Raw genomic sequence first — 19,505 nt, 5'->3', positions numbered from 1 at the left:
AATTAATTCTGACGAATTGTTGTGATTCGGTTCGCAATCTGGATCTTTATTCATCTTCAATTGAAAATCTGCTGGTGAAATTGCCTAGAAATCAGTTTTTACTTCCAATTTTCATCATCATTTTGCCTCTTTTTTTCTATTGAGAAGTAAGGTTTGTAATATGCAGTGAGTAAGGCGTACCAGAGTAATGGATGCTTGAGGTTAACATTGATTAAATTTAACTAGTCATAACTCTGGATGCATCAATGGGGTGGTTGTTCCGTTGATGGTCATGGAAATATAGTGATAAAAAAGCCTGCAGAGTGCAGGCTTAATGGTGTTGATGTACTTAGAGTGATGTCAGTAGCTTTTGCAATTTATCGCGCTGCGCTTCGATGTGAGAGCGTTCAGGGCCGTGCTCCTGACAATGATCAAGAATGTAATCTAACGAATTAAGAACGGTACGCCAGCGAGGTGTTTTAGGCAGTGTCTCGATACGTAAGTACTTGTCTAGTGTCCGAGTCTGTAATGTGCTTCTATCGAGATACACTCGCCATAGCCCACTCTGCTCTGCAAAGGTAAACTTGCTTTGGTTACTGACCCGTTCCCAGTAATCTAAAGCACTGGTCATTGCTTCAACCAGTACTTCGCGCATTAAATCTTGCTTAGATTGACTCTCTCCCGATACTTTGTCGGCGATACGAGTGAACTCGCCACCGAGTTCTTTGAGCTGCTGCAGTTTTTCTTTATCGCCTTCAAATGCGTAACTGGATAGCGCTTCAATAGCGGTTTCAAGGTTATTGATACGCGCTGCATTGATGTTTCCACCCACGTTAAAGATGTACATAGCCTGCAACCCAGAGCCATCCGGTAGTCGTAACACATCAGCAGACATATGTTGACGTGTATCTTCGACATAGATATCGATATTACCGCAGTAATGCTCTTGCTCGACGACTAAGTATTTAGGAGCGATGAGTTCTTCCGCATTTGAGCGCTTTAGTTGTTCTTGGCTGCGCTTAAATAACCGAGCAGCCGCTTCGTTCGCAAAGCGGATTTTATGATCGTCTCGAATGCAAATAATGGCCTCAGGAGCGGATTCAAGCTGCTCTAGTAGACGGCCTTGGGTTTCCAATAAACTGGCCTCTACCATTGCTCTATGCTTCAGCTCTTGTTGCAGTTGGTTGTTCTCAATACGTCTTTGTTCAGCTTTGCTGGCCGTTAAATGCGCCGTAATACGTGCAGCGAGCTCTTGCTTATTAAAAGGTTTCGATAAGTAATCGTTCGCTCCCGCTGCAAAACCACGAACTCTATCGTCAGTTTGATTTAATGCCGTCAACATAATGATAGGTAGCTCGGCATGATCGTATGTTTCTCTTAACTTTTCACAGACTTGGTAGCCGCTTAATCCTGGCATCATAATGTCGAGCAGTAGAAGTTCCGGTTTTTCTTTTTCGACCGCGCTAATGACTTCATTGCCATCTTTAGCGGTGCGGACTTGATAGCCTTCTAAACGTAGGAAGCTGTCTAGGACACGCAGATTGACGGGTTCATCATCTGCTATCAGTAGCACTGGGCCTTCTTTATTTTCAGGTAGTGAATGCATTTCAGGCAGTTCAATGTCTGAAATGGTCGGAGATTGGAAATGGCCAGCTTCCATATAGCTTGTCGACTCAATTTCCGCTTTTGATGCTAATGGTAAGGTAAAGCTGAATGTCGTACCGACCATAGGTTGGCTACTGACATAAAGCGTTCCTTGCATTAATTCGATCAATTGACGGCTGATCGAAAGGCCCAAGCCTGCGCCTTGTCGATAACGACTAGCATCTTGCCCTGCTTGAATCAGTGGCTCGAAGATGTGTTCAAGTTGTTCAGCAGGAATGCCTTGCCCCGTATCGACAACTTGGACACGAATCTTGTCATCAACCACATTGGCTGAAATGACAATTTTCCCTTCAGTCGTATATTTAATGGCGTTTCCTACAAGGTTATAAAGCACTTGCTCTAATCGTTGTGGATCGGCAGAGACCCAAATGCATTCATCAGGGATTTGGTTTATTACGCGAATGGGCTTTTTGTTGAGTAGATGGTTAGACAGCTCTAACACTAAGCGTGTTGCGCCGGATAGATCAACAGCACACTGTTTGATATCCAAGCTGCCATAGCGCATTTTATGGTAATCGAGTAAGTCATCGACCAAGTTTGTCAGCCGTTGTCCACTGCTGATGATTATGCCTAATTGATAACGATGATCGGCGGTGATAGTTCCACTTGACCCAGAGATCAGTGCTTCTGCAATACCGACCATACCGTGCAGCGGTGTTCTTAATTCATGTGACGTTGTGGCTAGGAATTCATCTTTTAGTTTGTTAGCGAGATGCAACTCATCGTTCTGTTTGCGGATTAATTGAATGTTGCTTTCGAGCTCTTTATTTTGCGCTTTAATCAGCTGCATTTTTTCTCGGATTGAACGCTGCATACGCTCAAAACTCACTGCGAGTCGACCAATCTCATCTTTACGATCGGTATTGATAACATTTTCATCTAAATCCCCAGCTGAGACTTTTTCTGCCGCCCAAGTGAGCTTCAGTAGGGGAGAGGTAATAAAATTAGAGAGATAATGTGAAGCGATGACGACTAAAATAATCGCGGTTAGCATGGCGAAAATAAATAACTTCTCAAGCTGATGAACTCGCGCATAAGCCTCTTTTTCTGGTATCTCTACGACCAAGGCCCAATTGATGTTTTTGTTTGCAACAGGTGCATAGGCGGCAATGGTTTTCTCATTCAATGTATTGGTGTAAGTACCAACGGCACTCAATCCAGAAAGCGCAAGATTGATCACTTTTTGACTAGTCTCGATTTCTTGCTGCGTGTAAGAGAGTATTCGAGAATGATGATCTTGCCCGACGAGTAAAGTCCTTATTTGCGATGTCGCATTGGTGTCAGCAACGAGCTTTGTGATGCCATTGTTTGGTAGGCGGAACATGGCGTAGCTGTGCAGGTAGCCCTGTTGAATAATGGGCGCGCCAAGCCAAGCAACTGATTGCCCTTCTTGTTGTGAAAAATCAGAAATAATGACTGGTGTATATTCTTCATTGATTTTTCGTTGTTCGCCAACTTGCTGCTCTAACTGACGGAATGTTTTACCCAGATTGCTATCTTTGTATTTTCCGGTCAGTAAATTCGTCCCATAGTTGTCGTGCTTATAAACGGAATAAACGACATCACCATCGAGATCCACCAGTAAAATATCGTCAAAATCAGAACGTTTAAGCAGTTCTAAATACGCCCAATGATAGCGTTTGTGCAGTAGGCGATACCGTTCACTGCCTACATAGCTGCTCGATTGTGGCAATATTGACGTTTTTATCTGATCACCAGAACCAGGAATATAACGCTGCTGGGCATGCTCACGAGCTTGATCAATATCCAGACCAAGTCTTTGGAACGCATTGACTAAGCCGTAAAAGCGCCCCCCACTAGCATAAGCTAACTCTGAACGGACAAACCCCATCACTTCTGATTCTTTGGCCGTGAGGTAATCGAGAACTTGCTGTTGCTTAGTGTCTCTGACTGACAATAAGTGAGACGTGCTTTGTTCTTGAAGATCTTTAGTGTGTGATTGCAGAAAAAAAATGGCAGTCACAGTTAAAGGCGTGATGCTCAAAACGAGAAAAGCCAGCATAAGAGTATTTTGCAGGCGCTTAAATTTTTGCTTACGAGAGAACCTAAACATAGAAAAAGGCATTACTTTCCGTGAGGCTTTAACGGCATGAGGTAGTCGTTAAAGTGAATGAAAAAAACAAAGAAAACCTAAAGTGACGAAATTAACGAGTTTTTTTACTTTGACAAGTAAGTCCTGTGGAAAGCGTGGTCACTAACGCAAAATTCGTAAAAATCATCCAGTTTAGTGACCAATTGAGAGTAGATTACACTTATTGTTGCGACTTTTGTAATGTTTTTTTTGCGTGGTAAATGATGAATTTGTTAGTCTTATTTAACACCTCGCAATGACCATAAGCCTGTTCAATCAGCGGGGTATATTTAAGAAAACTGTTGGCCACAATAAAAAGTTCGCCTTTCACGGTTTGATGGCTTGGTGCGTTAGCCAGTAAGGCTTCTGTCGCACTATAGCTGGTCTCTAATCCGGAGTGGAAAGGGGGGTTTGAGACGATAAATTGATAATCTTTAGCGGTATCTGAGTAGACATCAGAGGCAAATACATTCCCTGATATGTTATTCGCTATCAAGGTTGCTTTGGTTGATTCAATCGCAAGCGCGCTGATATCGCACAGTTCAATCTTGATATCTGGGTTTAATGTGGCCATTACTGTACCCAACACACCAGCACCACAACCAAAGTCGAGAACTTTTCCTCTCAGTTTAGGCAGTGTATCGAGTAACAGCTGGCTGCCGAGGTCAAACTCGCCATGACTAAATACGCCAGGTAAACTTTTTACAATCAGTGCGTGTTGCTGATACTGCACCTGATAAGTTTTGAACCAGCCTGCAATTTGGAAGCTTGGTGGCTGCTGAGTGCATTGCCCCCAATAGAACGAACAGCGTCGAGCTGAATCATACTTTTTAACCACCCCATAAGCTGCAAACATTTTTTCAATGCTTTTTATGCCCGATCGGTTTTCACCCACGACCACAATCTCAGTCTCTTTGCCCAGTTTGGCCAACAGCATCGCAAGCAGATATTCAGCTTCCTGCTTCGCTTTGGGCCAGTAAAGCAGAATCATGTCAGCATCGGTTTTTTGCTCAAATTGAGCGCCAAAATGACATGTAATTTGCGAATAGGATTCGAGTTGGCGGTAGTAACCATAATGAGTGGTGAACACCGAAACAGAGCGACAATGATTAGCTAACTCTACAGGAAATAAATCCTCCGCTTCTCCAGCCACTAAAAGATGTTTTCCTTCGAAATAAGCAAGCTGACGCTGGGCAATTTGACTTGGTGCGGTGTAACTGGACATAGTAGGCTCTGCGCTAAAAAAGAGGGGCAGATTCTCGCACAGTCTGCCCCTTGCTTCTAGCTTGATCGTCAGTAAGTCAAAAGTTAGCTATTATCTTGTTGATTGAGAAAACCTTTAAACTCTTCCTCATAAATATTAAACAGCACCATAGTGATGGCAAAAATGAGTGGGCCGTAAATTAACCCAATCAGGCCAAACAGCTGAATACCACCGAGCAGAGAGAAGAAGATCATTAAGGTGTTCATGCCCGCGCTCCCTTGCATTAAAAAGGGCCGCAATAAATTATCAATTGAGCCAACAACTATAACGCTCCAGAGGGCCAAGAATATGCCCCATGTGCTATCTCCGGTTAGAAAGAGATAAATAGTGGCTGGAATCCATATCAGAGCAGTACCGACAACCGGAATAAACGAAGCAAACCCCATCATGGTGCCCCAAAATAACCCAGGGAAACCGGCGAGCCACATACCAAACCCACCCGCAAAGCCTTGCGCTATTGCGGTTAAAAATGACCCCATGACAGCCGATTTGGAGACTTGCTCAATTTCGCAGAGCAACCTGTCTTCTTGACTACGCGACAATGGCAAGATGTGCCTAAGAGCGCTGATGAGCTTATCGTGATCACGGAGTAGGAAAAACAACACGAACAGCATTAAGAAGAAATCCATCAAAAAACTGGTCGCATCACCCAGCACTTTTGCGCTAATACTGACCAAGTTGGTGCCAAATGAACTGGCAAATTGCCCCACTTTTTGTGCGATTTGTTGTGGCTGAATTTCATCAAAGGGCAAATATTGATTCGCAATGGCGAGTCCTTTGACAATCCAAGGATGAGCAAAGGCGGTTTGAATGCCACCATGAGTGACCCATTGGTACATGTTCTGAGAAAATACCGACCCTTGCTGCACAATAGCAGCAAAGACAAACAGCAGTGGAATCACAATAATAAACGTCAAAATAATACACGAGAGAAACGAGGCGGTATTTTTGTATTTGGGGATTTTTCGTTCGAGCCACTCATGAATGGGAAACATCAATAACGAGATGATGAAAGCCATCACAATCGAGTTGATATAAGGTGCAATCAACAGATAACAAGCAATAGCCGCAGCGACAAGTGCCGCAATGAGCACCCAGTGGCTAGAGGTGATTTTCACTTTTTCTGACACGTTGTTAATCCAACCTTGTAAAGTAATAGGGTTATAATGACTGCAAATCAGCGTGTTATCAATGAGGAACTGATGAGATGGGATGTTGTGATAATGAAAAAGGGTGTCAAAACCAGCATAAAAAAAAGTTGAAGCTACCGTGGTTTGCCATCAGCATGATGGCGTTGGTCGTTTTAGTGATTTATTACTGGCAATGATAGCTTGCTTATTGAGTCTGAAATGAATAAAGGGCTGATCTACAGCCCTTTATAATTATGATGAGTCTGCCTAATGGTGCTTATTCCGCTTGAGCTGCCATCATCGCAAAGCAGCGATCGGCCGCTTCTAATGTCGCTTCAATTTCTTTGGAACCATGCGCCAAAGAGGTAAAACTTGCTTCAAAAGCTGAAGGCGCTAAATAGACACCATGATCGAGCATCAAATGGAAGAAGCGCTTGAAACGTTCAACATCACATTTTGCGACTTCTTCATAACAGGTGACGCGTTCTTGATCGGTAAAAAAGAAGCCGAACATGCCACCAACTTGGTTGACCAGCAAAGGAATACCGTGTTTGTCTGCGAGTTCTTTGAATCCATCAGCCAATTGCTTTGTTTTGGCCGCGAGACGTTTTTCATTGCCTTCTTCTTTTAGAAGCGTCAAGCAGGCATAACCCGCAGCCATAGCCACAGGGTTACCTGATAGCGTACCAGCTTGGTACACCGGGCCCGTTGGAGCGATGTATTGCATCACATCACGGCGTCCACCAAAAGCGCCAACAGGCATACCACCGCCAATCACTTTCCCCAGTGTTGTTAAGTCTGGTTTGATGTTGTAGTAAGCCTGTGCACCACCTAGTGCAACACGAAACCCTGTCATTACTTCATCAAAGATCAGCAGAGCGCCTTCTTGGTCACAAATCTCACGTAAGCCTTCATGGAACCCTTCTACTGGTGGAATGCAGTTCATATTGCCCGCGACTGGTTCGACGATAATGCAGGCTATTTGGTCTTTATTGGCCGCGAACAATTCACGTACAGATTCTAAATCATTAAAAGTGGCGGTCAGTGTATGTTTAGCAAAATCAGCAGGCACACCAGGAGAGCTTGGTTGGCCTAATGTTAAGGCGCCAGAGCCTGCTTTTACTAGCAAACTGTCCGCATGACCGTGATAGCAGCCTTCAAATTTTAAAATTTTATCGCGCCCAGTGAATCCACGAGCTAAACGAATGGCGCTCATCGTCGCTTCGGTACCGGAACTGACCATACGCAACTGTTCCATTGATGGAACCAGCTCAGAAACTAATTCTGCCATATCGATTTCCATCTCGGTCGGCGCACCAAAACTGAGACCGCGCTGCGCTGCGCCTATCACGGCTTCACGAATGACCGCATGGTTGTGGCCTAGTATCATTGGCCCCCAAGAGCCGACATAATCAATATAAGCTTTGCCATCAGCATCAAAAATCAACGGGCCGTCTGCGCGGTCGATAAAAATCGGCGAGCCACCAACTCCGTTAAAAGCACGTACAGGAGAGTTAACTCCACCGGGGATTGCACGTTGTGCCTTTTGATAAAGCTCTGCTGATTTGGTCATGGATTTATCCTCTTCTGCTTGTTCGGACCAGTTGGTGTCGCATTGTATACCCAAACTCACCAAAGACACTTTTTTTCACTCATTTTCTGAGCTCATTCACAGCCAAATAAGCGCCGTATAGTGTACAACTCACGCGACAGTGAGTGTTTTTTCAGTGCATAATGCCTCGATAGTTGGAGTTTTAGCTTAAGTGACGGTGAATACTTGAACGAATAGGTCAGGTATTAGATAATCATTGCATTATTAAAAAAGAATCACCTTTACAGGCATAAGTTAAGCATAATAAGTCTGACAGGTATTAACACGAGTGAGAGAGGCCATCGTGAGTGAAGTAAATGTACCATTGTCATTTTCTGATACTGCAGCACAACGCGTAAAAATGTTGATTGCTGAAGAAGAGAATCCAGCGCTAAAACTGCGCGTTTATATTACTGGTGGTGGTTGTAGCGGTTTTCAATATGGGTTTACCTTTGATGAAAATGTAAACGATGGCGATACCACAATAGTTAATAGTGGCGTGACATTAGTGGTTGACCCGATGAGCTTACAATATTTGATAGGTGGCATTGTCGATTACACAGAAGGCCTAGAAGGCTCTCGTTTTTTTGTCAATAATCCTAATGCAACAACAACATGCGGTTGTGGTGCATCATTTAGTGTTTAACTAAAAAAGGTTCGATGCACAATTAATCTACTGTAGCTAATTAAGCTTAATAGCCCTACGTATTTGGATGTTATGTAGGGCTTTGCCTTAACCTTAAGAAGGCAAGAACATAATAAAGGATTATTTATGCCTGATACCAAAATCAGCCGTTCATCTATTGGCCGCTTTTTTTCGCAACGACCTTGGCTACTCTCGACGATTTTTATCCTACTTCTCTGTTTTTGGTTAGGTTTTGGGGCATTGAAAGCGGAAGAGCCCCGGCAAACTGCCAATGACACCATTCCTCTTGCGAAAGTTATTTACCAATCTTTTGAGGCTGAATCGACCGATAAGCATATCGATCTTTACGGTCGGACCGCACCTAATCGTCAAGCTAAAATTGGTGCTGAAATCGCAGGAAAAATTACTCAGATATCGATAGCAAAAGGACAGCCTGTCAATAAAGGACAACAGATCGTCTTAATCGATCAAGCTGATCTAGCGGCTCAATTAGAGAGTGCGCAAGCCTTGTTCAAACTCAAACAAAAAGAATTCAGTGCCGCTGAGTCGTTAAAAAATCGAGGTTTGCAAGGCGAAGTGGCCTTTGCTTCGGCGCAAGCCGCTTTAGCGGAAGCCAGCGCTGTGCAAAGTCGTGCCCAATTGGCTTTACGTAATACGTCAGTTGTGGCTCCCTTCGATGGCATTGTTGAAGACATATTGATAGAAAAAGGCGATTTTGTCGGAGTAGGTGACCCGATGGTCACCTTTATTGATCTCAGCAAATTAGTGATAGAAGCGGATGTCAGCGAACGACACATCCAAAAAATCAAACAAGACCAAATTGCTCGTGTACGTTTTATCGATGGTTCTATTGTCGATGGCAAGGTTCGTTATATTTCTCGCGTCTCATCGCCTACCACCAACACGTTTGCTATCGAAGTGGAATTAGACAATCCCAATCAAACGATCCCCGCGGGTGTGAGCGCTGAAGTGGAGATGAGTTTGGAAACACAACTGGCGGTGAAAATTACGCCTGCCATGCTTGCGCTTGATGATCAAGGAAATTTAGGCGTTAAAACTCTGCAGCAAGATCGTGTTCGCTTCATCCCCATTCAATTGGTAAAAGCGGAGCAAGATGGTGTGTGGCTAACTGGGCTAGGGGAGACGGTGGATATTATCACCGTTGGGCAAGGTTTTGTTCGAGATGGTGATCAAGTGATTGCGGTCAAGAAACCTAACCACTCAGCGCAGTAGGGGGCGCCATGTTTTCTATTATTGATGCGGCGCTCTCTCGCTCGCGCACTATGTTATCGCTGCTGATTTTTATCTTGATCGCTGGCGTGGCGACCTATTTTTCGATCCCTAAAGAATCGAGCCCTGACATTACTATTCCTATTATTTATGTCTCCGTAAGTCATCAAGGCATATCACCGAGTGATGCTGAGCGCCTTATCGTGCGGCCCCTAGAGCAAGAAATGCGCTCTATTGAAGGCGTAAAAGAGATGACGTCGAATGCTTCCGAAGGGCATGCTTCTGTAGTTTTGGAGTTTAACGTTGGCGTTAACCTTGATAAAGCGATGGCGGATGTGAGAGATGCGGTCAATTTGGCCGAGCCGAAGCTACCCGCAGACAGCGATGAGCCGACCGTGAACGAAGTAACATTGGCATCAGAGCAACCGGTATTATCAGTGGTGCTTTATGGCACTTTACCAGAGCGAGCTATCGTACAAATTGCAAGGCAGTTGAGAGACAAATTAGAAAGCTACCGACAAGTATTAGAAGTTGATATCGCTGGCGATCGCGAAGATATTGTTGAGATCATTGTCGATCCCCTATTGATGGAAAGTTACGGACTCGATCAAGGCGATATCTATAACTTAATCGCACTGAATAATAAAGTCGTTGCGGCGGGTTTCGTCGATACGGGCTACGGACGTTTTTCCGTAAAGGTTCCTTCTGTTTTTGAATCCTTGAAAGATGTGTTAGAGCTTCCGGTGAAGGTTGATGGTAAGCAAGTAATCACCTTTGGCGATATCGCGACCGTCAGACGAGCATTTCGGGACCCCGAAAGCTTTGCTCGTTTAGATGGCAAATCGGCGGTGGTGTTGGACGTTAAAAAGCGTGCTGGTGAAAATATCATCGAAACCGTTGAGCTGGTAAAAACGGTAATGGGAGAGGCGCAAAAACGGGAAGATTGGCCAAGTAATTTGTTGGTGAAATACACGTGGGATGAGTCGAAAGACGTTGAAATCATGCTCAACGATCTACAAAACAATATTCTGTCGGCCATTATTTTAGTCGTGATCGTGATTATCGCTATTTTGGGAATGAGGACGGCGCTGCTGGTTGGTATCTCAATACCAGGCTCATTTTTGACCGGATTACTAGTCTTGTCGGTGTTTGGGCTAACCGTCAATATTGTCGTGTTATTTGCATTAATTATGGCGGTTGGCATGCTGGTTGATGGAGCCATAGTGGTAACTGAGTTTGCTGATCGGCGCATGCAAGAAGGTGTGCCGCGTAAAGAAGCGTATCGAGATGCAGCAAAACGGATGGCATGGCCGATTACCGCATCAACCGCTACCACTTTAGCCGCTTTTGCCCCTCTGCTTTTTTGGCCGGATATCACGGGTGAGTTTATGAAATACTTGCCTCTCACGCTTATCGCTACACTGGCTGCTTCACTGATTATGGCACTGCTTTTCGTACCTGTGCTAGGAGGCTTAATTGGCCGACCGCAACATGCTTCGGCTGCCAGTCAAGCACGGATGATTGCTTTACATGAAGGTGATTTTGCCCAAGCGACGGGCATCACCAAGCTCTATTATCACACGTTGGCCATTGCGATTCGTCACCCACTTAAAATACTGTTCAGTGCGATAGTGCTCGCGATTGTGATTGGTTTTGCTTATGCCAAAGCAGGGCTCGGTGCCGAATTCTTCCCAGAGGTGGATCCGCCTTATTTCACCGTTAAAGTTCGTTCTTATGGCGATCTTTCCATCCAAGAAAAAGACACCTTAATGCGAGAAATTGAGCAGGTGATGCTTGGCCATGAGGAATTTGAGAGCGTCTATACTCGAACGGGGGGAGAGGATGAAATTGGCCAGATTCAAATTACCCCTGTTGATTGGCAATATCGCCGCACCGTCAAAGCGATTATTGAAGAGCTCAAAAGCACCACGGATCAGTTTTCAGGGGTGGAAATCGAGTATAAATTTCCAGATGCAGGGCCACCGGTTGAGCATGATCTGGTGATTGAAATGTCGGCGCGTACTCCTGAAAATCTTAATGAGGCCGCTAAAATGGTCAGAAAGTGGGCTGATAACAATCCCGCGTTGACTAACATCAGTGACACCTCAAATAAAGAAGGGATTGACTGGCGAATTGATATTCGACGAGATGATGCCTCTCGATTTTCAGCCGATGCGACATTGGTAGGTAACACAGTGCAATTTGTGACTAATGGATTAAAAATTGGTGACTACTTGCCTGATGATGCAAACGAAGAGGTCGATATTTTGGTGCGTTATCCAGAGGATAAGCGGGATATTGGTCGATTTGATCAGTTACGGGTCAACACACCCGCAGGTCTGGTGCCGATAACCAATTTTGCGCAGATAAAACCGGATCACAAACAAGATACGATCAAACGGATTGATGGTCGACGGGTTATCGATATTATGGCGGATCTAAAGGAAGGGTATAATCTGGCCCTTGAATTGCCGAAAGTTACTCAAGCATTGTCGGAACTGAATTTACCTAATGGGGTGGAGTTTAAATTACGAGGGCAAAATGAAGAGCAGGAACATTCCTCAGAATTTCTAAAAAATGCCTTTTTGATTGCGCTGGTGGTGATGGGGTTAATTCTGGTTACGCAATTTAATAGTTTTTACCAAGCATTCCTCATTTTAAGTGCAGTACTGTTTTCAACGGTCGGAGTATTTGCAGGTCTGCTGATTTTCCAAAAACCTTTCGGCATTATTATGTCAGGTATTGGGGTCATCGCCTTGGCCGGCATCGTGGTGAATAACAATATCGTATTGATAGATACTTATAACCAACTGATACGCAGAGGCTTGTCAAAACAAGAGGCCATTTTACGCACTGGTGTTCAGCGTTTAAGGCCCGTTTTATTGACCACAGTGACGACTATTTTAGGGTTATTGCCAATGGTACTGGAGATGAACATCGACTTGATTAACCAGAAAATTGAGTTTGGTGCTCCCAGCACGCAATGGTGGTCACAACTCGCCACGGCCGTTGCGGGAGGCCTTGCTTTTGCCACTGTCTTAACGTTAGTGCTGACGCCTTGCTTGTTGATGTTGGGACGTAAGGAACCACCACCTACTCTCGAAGAGTAATCTGCTCAATCTTACACAATGAGGCCCACATTATTGGTGGGCCTTTTTTTATTATTTATTGGCATAGAGTAATTGGCTATAGCGTTCTAGCTTCCCAAGCCTAATTTGAGCATTGGCGATAAAGGTGCTTTTTGCTTGGCCCGTTAAGGATTTAGATTGCGGTAAAGAGACCGTTCTTGGGTTTTTGTGTACACCGTTGACCAAAAATTCATAGTGGAGATGAGGGCCGGTAACTCTTCCTGTCCCGCCTAAAGTACCAATCGTTTGTCCTTGTTTGACTCGTTGACCAGTTTTGACCATACGTCGTTGTAAGTGTAGGTATTTGGTAATGTAGGTGTTGCTGTGACGAATAAACACATAATTACCATTAAATTGGTTGTAACTTGATTTCTCAACCACACCATCGCCGGCGGCCCAAATTGGGGTACCAACTGGCGCGGCATAATCGGTTCCTCTGTGTGCGGTGACTTTTCCTGTGACGGGGTGGCGACGCACAGGATTGAAATTCGATGTCACGCGACGAAAATCGATCGGTGAGCGTAAAAAGGCCTTTTTCATGGCCCGGCCATTTTCGTCATAGTAATTGCCTGTTGCATCGTCCAATATTGCTGTGAACGTCGTACCTTGGTTGGTAAAGGCGGCGGCAATGATATTTCCGCGGCCAATTACCTCACCTTCCACCACCTTTTCTTGGAATAGCAGCTTAAATTGGTCACCTTCACGAATATCTAACGCAAAATCCACATCCCAACCAAATATACCCGCTAACTCCATGATTTGGTTTGCTGTTAAACCCGCGCTTATCCCCGCATTCCAAAAATTTGAAGTAATGATCGCTTCGGCATAGTTGTACTGGAACATCAGCTCTTTTTTATCAAACTCAGAAGTAAAGCCATCGCCCGATTTAGTGATACGAAAGGTTTCAAAGGCGCTAATAATGCGATTGAGTTGAACAAGTTCATTATTTTCATCAAAGCCAAATTGCAGCTCATCTCCTGGCTTAAGTCGTGAAAGCTGGCTGTCAATATCACGATTTGTTGCCGTGAGTTGATAGAGTAAGCGAGCCGAAAGCCCAATTCGCTGAAATAATACGGCGGCACTTTCCCCCGATTTAACTTGATAAGTTTCCCAACGCAGCATGGTGGAAGGCGAGATAGATATTCCCGGAGAGAGTGCTTCTGCGTTAATGGTTAATGGATAATGGCGACCAATTTCTAGACGATTCGGATCCTGAGCGAGATCTTCAGGGTTTGGTAGAAATAGCAGCGCGAAAACCATGAGTGCGCTTAAAAAGGCGATGAGGATTCGATGCACCCAAGGGAGACGAGCGAAAATTGAAAGCATATTTAGGTTCGTTTAGTAAATTATAAAGAAATTAGCCGGTTCGTTAGTCTAACTGGTTTCAAAAAGCATCGCTATTCAAGTAAGATGTTCAACTATTAAATTTTGCCAAATCTGTAGGAGTGAACAAGAATGGCGAGTATTGAAGCGGCTTTAGCTGAAATTAAACGCGGCGTTGAAGAGCTAATCCCAGAAGATGAATTGATCGCGAAACTGAAAGAAAACCGTCCACTGCGCATTAAATTAGGTGCTGATCCAACGGCTCCAGATATCCATCTTGGACATACGGTGATCCTCAATAAATTACGTGCATTTCAAGATTTGGGCCATGAAGTCACCTTTTTGATTGGTGATTTCACGGGTATGGTTGGTGACCCAAGCGGTAAAAACACCACGCGTCCACCGCTCACTCGTGACGATGTTTTGCGTAATGCTGAAACCTATAAGACACAAGTGTTTAAGATCCTCGATCCGGCTAAAACGAAAATTCAGTTTAACTCTGAATGGTTGTCTCTATTGGGTGCGGAAGGCATGATCCGTCTTGCATCGAACCAAACAGTGGCACGCATGCTAGAGCGCGATGATTTCAAAAAGCGCTACGCTAATGGTCAGCCTATTGCCATTCATGAATTCATGTATCCACTCCTACAGGGTTATGATTCAGTCGCAATGGAGACAGATGTTGAGCTTGGCGGTACTGACCAAAAATTCAACCTATTGATGGGCCGTGAACTGCAAAAAGCACATGGTCAAAAACCACAAGTTGTCTTGATGATGCCACTGCTTGTTGGTTTGGATGGCGAGAAAAAAATGTCCAAATCAGCGCACAACTACATTGGTGTCAGTGAATCACCAAGTGAAATGTTTGGCAAAATCATGTCGATCTCTGACACATTAATGTGGAGCTACTACGAGTTGCTTTCTTTCCGTCCATTGGAAGAAGTCGCACAGTTCAAAGCTGATGTTGAAAATGGCACGAACCCACGCGATCTCAAAATCTTGTTGGCGAAAGAGATCATTGCACGTTTTCACTCTAAAGAAGAGGCGGATGCGGCTGAGCAAGAGTTTATCAACCGCTTCCAAAAAGGTGCGATGCCAGAAGAGATGCCAGAATTTGAATTTGCAGCGGGTATTGCTATCACTAACCTGCTCAAAGAGGCGGGTTTAGTGGCTTCAACGTCTGATGCGATGCGAATGATCAAGCAAGGCGGAGCCAAACAAGATGGCGAAAAAATCGACGACAGCAAAAATGTACCAGCCGCGGGGACTTATGTTTACCAAGTCGGCAAGCGTAAGTTCGCACGAGTTACTGTAAAGTAAAAATCACAGTAAAGTGAACCGTCTATTCATCAAAGCGCCTAAGGGCGCTTTTTTGCTGGGCCTGATCTTGGCATATTAAAATCTTCAATCTGAATGGTGTGGTTGGGTATGTGTGAAATTGGAACGCATTGGATGCAAAGATCAGAGTGTATTTCGCCAAAGGCTTTGGTACAATTTGCGCACTGCTAATTGAGTAGTACTTTCGGAGATTTTTATGAACAATACCGACCATCCCCCTAGTATGAAGGGAGAAAAATAACCGCTTTCGGTATTGGCGATCTTCGCTCCTACCTTCAGTGGTAGGGCTTATCTTTTCTGATTTACTCCTCTCGATTTTTCTCCTGCTCTCTAGTTTGAGATGAAAACTTATCTGTGAATTACATTGATGAACAATGACGTCATTGCTCATTAATATATTGCATTTGGGTATCATTTCGATGGTCGTTACCTTTGCCAATCGGGAGATTCGCCATGACGGTAATGAGCAACATTTATATTGAAAATTCACCTAACTTTTCTTTGGAAGAGATTGGTGCGGCTCGTAATGCATTTTTGCAGTACGAACAGCAAAAACAGGTACATTTATTGGCAGTGATGCCTATCGAAGAGGCAGTGGCGATTTTACGTCACTGTACTATTGGTTATGTTCAGCAACTACTCAGTGAATTAGATAAAGGGGGCTATGACATTCGCGCTCGCCATTACGCTAACCAATTGGGGTTTATTTACTCAGAAGTTGAAACGGCACAAAGCTATTTAACCACTAGCGTGATTGAACATGTAAAGCAGCGTATTGGCTGGATTATTGTATTGGCACTACTTGGTATTGTATCCGGGCTGATTATTACCCAGTATGAAGATACATTGAGCCAGCTTGTGCTCTTGGCTGTGTATATGCCTGTTATTGCCGCTGCAGGTGGGAATACTGGCTCGCAAGCTGCGACGTTAGTCGTGCGCGCGTTGGCGGTTGGTGAATTACGCAAACGTCAATGGTTGCGTGTATTGTGGAAGGAGTGCCGTGTTGCGGTTTGCCTTGCGTTGGCTATCTCTGCGGTGATGGTGGCTCGCATTATGTTGTTTAGTGATGCCAACTCAACCGGAGGCTTTCCACTAGAAAACATTGCGTTTGCAATTGCGGTTGCGCTCTTTATCCAAGTCACTATTTCTACGACGATTGGCGGCTTATTACCCATTGCTGCGCGCGTTTTTAAATTAGATCCTGCGGTATTAGTTAGCCCTGTACTGGCTTCTATCGTCGATATTTCGGGTATGTGGATCTACTTTAACGTGGTGAACTATTCATTAGGACTGAGCTGACTGAACTTAACGACATCTTCAAAGAAGAGCGTCTCAAATTGAGCAATTGGGGCGGTAACACTAGTGTTATCGCCTTGATCTTGCGGATAATAATCAGTGATGAATTGAACAAATAATGTACTCGGTTTTCCTTGTTTATCTAAACCGAAGCCCGCCATGTTATGCGTTCCATAAAGCGAACCACTTTTGGCAATCAGTTGCCCTTGTATAGCTTGGCCACGCATACTACGTCGGTACTGTAAGGTACCGGATTCACCGGCTTTAGGCATGATATCAATAAGCTTAAGGGTTTGATTATTAACCCAAATGTAATTCAGCACATCCACCATATTTTGTACTGACAGGCGGTTGTTACGTGATAAACCCGAACCATCAGCCAACTGAGCTTGTGCCAAGTTGATGCCTGTTCGAGAAAAAAGGATCTGCTTGATCGCCTCGGTACCATTACTAAAACTGCCGGGTTGAATAAAAAAATGCTGGCCAAGTGTTTTGGTTAAACTGTCAGCAATCAAATTGTCAGACTCTTTAAGCATCATTTCTAACAACGGGTACAGTGGCATAGATTGATGTGTTGCTATCAATGCACCCTTTTCTATGCTCAGTTCATCTTGCTTTACACCCAGCTTAATCTCGCCTAGCAATTCAATGCCCACTTGTTTGAGTTGCTTATAAATCATACGTGTGGCGTATAAGTTTGGGTCTTGCACGGCAAACTTTAGTGGCAGAGGTTGTGTTCGCTCTGCCAAACAGCCGTCGAGCTGGTAATGGTTCTGCTCTGAAGTACGCAGTTCTAAATCACAGCGAGCGCTCTCTTGTTCAGTCTTAGTAACACTTCTTGCGTAGCTGGTCACGTGAATGGGATAGTGCTCAGGCACATAAACCCGAGTTTTCCCGTTCGGCTGCGTATAAATAGAGGCTTGCACACAATTACCATCCAGAGTAATTGCACTTGATGGGGCGCTATAGCATACCCCCAGAATATCCCAAGGTGATCCAACCGCGCGGTCGTAACCTGAAAAGGCTGAATTATCTAACCAAAGGTTGCCTTTTATTTGTGAGATGCCCTGTTTTTTTAGCTCGCTGAGTAGCTGCTTCATATCTTGGCTGGTTAACGTAGGGTCGCCAGAGAAGTGAATAACAATGTCATCGCCATGTTGAGTTAGCTGAGTCGTGAAGCGAAATTGTTCGCCAAGCTCTAGCGTGGCGGCAAGCGCGGTGAGCATTTTTAAAGTGCTGGCAGGAGGGAAAAGCGCTTGTATGTTATTAGTATCTTGAAAAACCTGTTCAGTGGCTAAAGAGTGAACGAATAAACCCACCCGAGTACCTTGTGGCAGTGTTTGCAAAGGCGTATACGCCAAAGTCGATAAAGGAAAGAAGAACGAGAGGATGAATAAAAAAGCACTGCGGTTTAATAAGAGCATAACACGGCATTTCAGGGCGGAATGTGCATACAGTATAGCGAGATAAAAAAACGCCTGCTAGCAAGCAGGCGTTTTAAATCTATGACATTAAGCCAAGAATTAGAAGTCGTAACGTAGACCTAGTGCTAGTTCGTCTTCAGATTTAGCTTTACCTACTTTGTCTGAATCAAGTAGGTTGAAGTTGTAAGAGATGTACGAACGGAAGTTAGGTTTGAAGAAGTAAGTTGCATCAACTGCAAAGTTATCAGCTTCATCTGCTTTATTGCCAGAATTTTTAGATTCTAGGTAGTTGTAAGTAGAAGTGAATACAGCTTGACCCATAGTGTATTTTGCTGCTAGCTCATAACCAGTTTTATCTGTTTTGCTTGCTGCTTTGTCTTGACCATCAACAAAAGTACCAGCGAAGTAGAAATCAGAGATAGCGTAAGACGCTGCTAGCATGTATTGATCAGAAGACTTATTCGCTGCTGTATCTTGATCTGCGTAACCCGCACCTAGCACAACGCCAGTGTCGCCGATTGCATAGATAGCCGATAGAGAGTAGCCGTCTGCATTGTTGTCTGTGTATTCCGCATTCCATACACCGTTGCTATCTTTATCTGCAGAACGATCAGCAAAACGGTAGCTTGCTTTAACGCCTAGATCAGCAAATTGACCTTTATAAGCCACCATGTTGTCTACGCGGTCTGCTACAGCGATTTTATACGCTGCTGAGTTGCCGTGGTAAGCCATGATATCAGTAAAGTCAGTGATAACACCTAGCGCGCCGTCGTTTTTACCGTAAGTCACTTCACCGAAATTACCGCCGATACCTGCATAAGTGTAACGGTTGTCTAGGTTATTATTTGACTTGTTTTCGCCTTGGTCGTTAGTAGTGAACTCACCTTCGTAGAAACCAACACCGTATAGGCTGTCGTTGATCGCTACTTTACCTAGGAAGTTTAGACGTACGCGTGATGCATCGTCCGCTTTGCCATCTTTAAGAGAAAGACGTGCTTCTGCGCGGCCGCCCATTTCTAGAGATGTACCGTCTTGGTTGTATAGCTCACCAGCATTTACACCAGTTACTACTGCAGCAGCTGATACTGCTAAAGCAATCAGAGTTTTGTTCATCTTATTAGTCCTAATTTACTGTCCATAAATATTTTTATTTGCGACGTCTATATCGTCCTTCGAGTGCTTTTGAACATTGAGTTGCATAGGTTGGGTTTTGTAAACCTTCACTAACGTACAACCAAACGTTACTAGCATTTCGTGTTCTACTTTTTACTCTTAAGTTCCGAAATTAGTTAGTAAAATGATATAAAACAGGTTTATGAACACCGTTTTATTTCGTGTAAATAAATATCAAGTCTTTGTTTTTTATTTGGTTTATTGGTTTTTATCAACTGGTCTGAAT

12 protein-coding genes are annotated in these 19,505 nt (G+C 44.2%); 5 read left to right on the top strand and 7 right to left on the bottom strand.

The window, feature by feature from the left end; translation table 11 throughout:
* Positions 1-328: 328 nt before the first annotated feature.
* The 4 genes from AACT21_RS12510 to hemL all read right to left on the bottom strand — a co-directional run bounded on the left by AACT21_RS12510 (position 329) and on the right by hemL (position 7,703).
* Positions 329-3,718, bottom strand: coding sequence for a response regulator (locus AACT21_RS12510; protein ID WP_026029022.1), 3,390 nt, complete (start codon positions 3,716-3,718; stop codon positions 329-331).
* Positions 3,719-3,917: 199 nt separating this feature from the next.
* Positions 3,918-4,961, bottom strand: coding sequence for a 16S rRNA (guanine(1207)-N(2))-methyltransferase RsmC (gene rsmC, locus AACT21_RS12505; protein WP_094164257.1), 1,044 nt, complete (start codon positions 4,959-4,961; stop codon positions 3,918-3,920).
* 83 nt (positions 4,962-5,044) lie between these two features.
* Positions 5,045-6,130 (bottom strand): AI-2E family transporter, encoded by a 1,086-nt coding sequence (locus AACT21_RS12500; protein ID WP_017045856.1) that lies wholly within the window; start codon positions 6,128-6,130, stop codon positions 5,045-5,047.
* 277 nt (positions 6,131-6,407) lie between these two features.
* Positions 6,408-7,703, bottom strand: coding sequence for a glutamate-1-semialdehyde 2,1-aminomutase (hemL, locus tag AACT21_RS12495; RefSeq protein WP_094164258.1), 1,296 nt, complete (start codon positions 7,701-7,703; stop codon positions 6,408-6,410).
* A 322-nt stretch (positions 7,704-8,025) separates the two neighbouring features.
* Between hemL and erpA the strand changes: the two genes are divergently transcribed.
* The 3 genes from erpA to AACT21_RS12480 all read left to right on the top strand — a co-directional run bounded on the left by erpA (position 8,026) and on the right by AACT21_RS12480 (position 12,707).
* Positions 8,026-8,367, top strand: a complete 342-nt coding sequence (gene erpA / locus AACT21_RS12490; RefSeq protein ID WP_026027518.1) for an iron-sulfur cluster insertion protein ErpA — start codon at positions 8,026-8,028, stop codon at positions 8,365-8,367.
* Positions 8,368-8,493: 126 nt separating this feature from the next.
* A complete protein-coding gene (locus tag AACT21_RS12485) occupies positions 8,494-9,600 on the top strand; it encodes an efflux RND transporter periplasmic adaptor subunit (protein WP_094164256.1) in 1,107 nt (368 codons plus the stop codon).
* An 8-nt stretch (positions 9,601-9,608) separates the two neighbouring features.
* A complete protein-coding gene (locus tag AACT21_RS12480) occupies positions 9,609-12,707 on the top strand; it encodes an efflux RND transporter permease subunit (RefSeq protein WP_088728621.1) in 3,099 nt (1,032 codons plus the stop codon).
* 51 nt (positions 12,708-12,758) lie between these two features.
* On the opposite strand, the gene AACT21_RS12475 is transcribed toward AACT21_RS12480, so the two are convergent.
* Positions 12,759-14,051 (bottom strand): peptidoglycan DD-metalloendopeptidase family protein, encoded by a 1,293-nt coding sequence (locus tag AACT21_RS12475; protein ID WP_017045385.1) that lies wholly within the window; start codon positions 14,049-14,051, stop codon positions 12,759-12,761.
* 129 nt (positions 14,052-14,180) lie between these two features.
* On the opposite strand from AACT21_RS12475, the gene tyrS reads away from it, so the two are divergent.
* Together tyrS and AACT21_RS12465 are read left to right on the top strand one after the other, a co-directional pair.
* Positions 14,181-15,368 (top strand): tyrosine--tRNA ligase, encoded by a 1,188-nt coding sequence (gene tyrS / locus AACT21_RS12470; protein ID WP_013857629.1) that lies wholly within the window; start codon positions 14,181-14,183, stop codon positions 15,366-15,368.
* A 471-nt stretch (positions 15,369-15,839) separates the two neighbouring features.
* Entirely contained in the window at positions 15,840-16,685 is an 846-nt protein-coding gene (locus tag AACT21_RS12465; RefSeq protein WP_064624449.1) for a magnesium transporter, read from the top strand.
* Here AACT21_RS12465 and dacB read toward each other — a convergent pair.
* Positions 16,664-18,106 (bottom strand): serine-type D-Ala-D-Ala carboxypeptidase, encoded by a 1,443-nt coding sequence (dacB, locus tag AACT21_RS12460; RefSeq protein WP_094164254.1) that lies wholly within the window; start codon positions 18,104-18,106, stop codon positions 16,664-16,666. The two genes, AACT21_RS12465 and dacB, sit on opposite strands and share 22 nt — an antisense overlap.
* A 99-nt stretch (positions 18,107-18,205) precedes the next feature.
* A complete protein-coding gene (gene ompU, locus AACT21_RS12455; protein ID WP_094164253.1) occupies positions 18,206-19,219 on the bottom strand; it encodes a porin OmpU in 1,014 nt (337 codons plus the stop codon).
* Between the last annotated feature and the right edge of the window lie 286 nt (positions 19,220-19,505).

This window comes from Vibrio sp. V08_P9A1T1 (genome assembly GCF_963874405.1).
Classification (GTDB): Bacteria; Pseudomonadota; Gammaproteobacteria; order Enterobacterales; family Vibrionaceae; genus Vibrio; species Vibrio anguillarum.
The sequence above is the reverse complement of the archived record's forward strand: the minus strand, read 5'-3'. Positions and strand labels throughout refer to the sequence as shown.

Bases quoted from the DNA above. Each gene is read 5' to 3' on its own strand.
- AACT21_RS12480 (WP_088728621.1), top strand. From the start codon at position 9,609: ATGTTTTCTATTATTGATGCGGCGCTCTCTCGCTCGCGCACTATGTTA.
- hemL (WP_094164258.1), bottom strand. From the start codon at position 7,703: ATGACCAAATCAGCAGAGCTTTATCAAAAGGCACAACGTGCAATCCCC.
- tyrS (WP_013857629.1), top strand. From the start codon at position 14,181: ATGGCGAGTATTGAAGCGGCTTTAGCTGAAATTAAACGCGGCGTTGAA.
- dacB (WP_094164254.1), bottom strand. From the start codon at position 18,106: ATGCTCTTATTAAACCGCAGTGCTTTTTTATTCATCCTCTCGTTCTTC.
- AACT21_RS12465 (WP_064624449.1), top strand. From the start codon at position 15,840: ATGACGGTAATGAGCAACATTTATATTGAAAATTCACCTAACTTTTCT.
- AACT21_RS12510 (WP_026029022.1), bottom strand. From the start codon at position 3,718: ATGTTTAGGTTCTCTCGTAAGCAAAAATTTAAGCGCCTGCAAAATACT.
- ompU (WP_094164253.1), bottom strand. From the start codon at position 19,219: ATGAACAAAACTCTGATTGCTTTAGCAGTATCAGCTGCTGCAGTAGTA.
- AACT21_RS12485 (WP_094164256.1), top strand. From the start codon at position 8,494: ATGCCTGATACCAAAATCAGCCGTTCATCTATTGGCCGCTTTTTTTCG.
- AACT21_RS12475 (WP_017045385.1), bottom strand. From the start codon at position 14,051: ATGCTTTCAATTTTCGCTCGTCTCCCTTGGGTGCATCGAATCCTCATC.
- rsmC (WP_094164257.1), bottom strand. From the start codon at position 4,961: ATGTCCAGTTACACCGCACCAAGTCAAATTGCCCAGCGTCAGCTTGCT.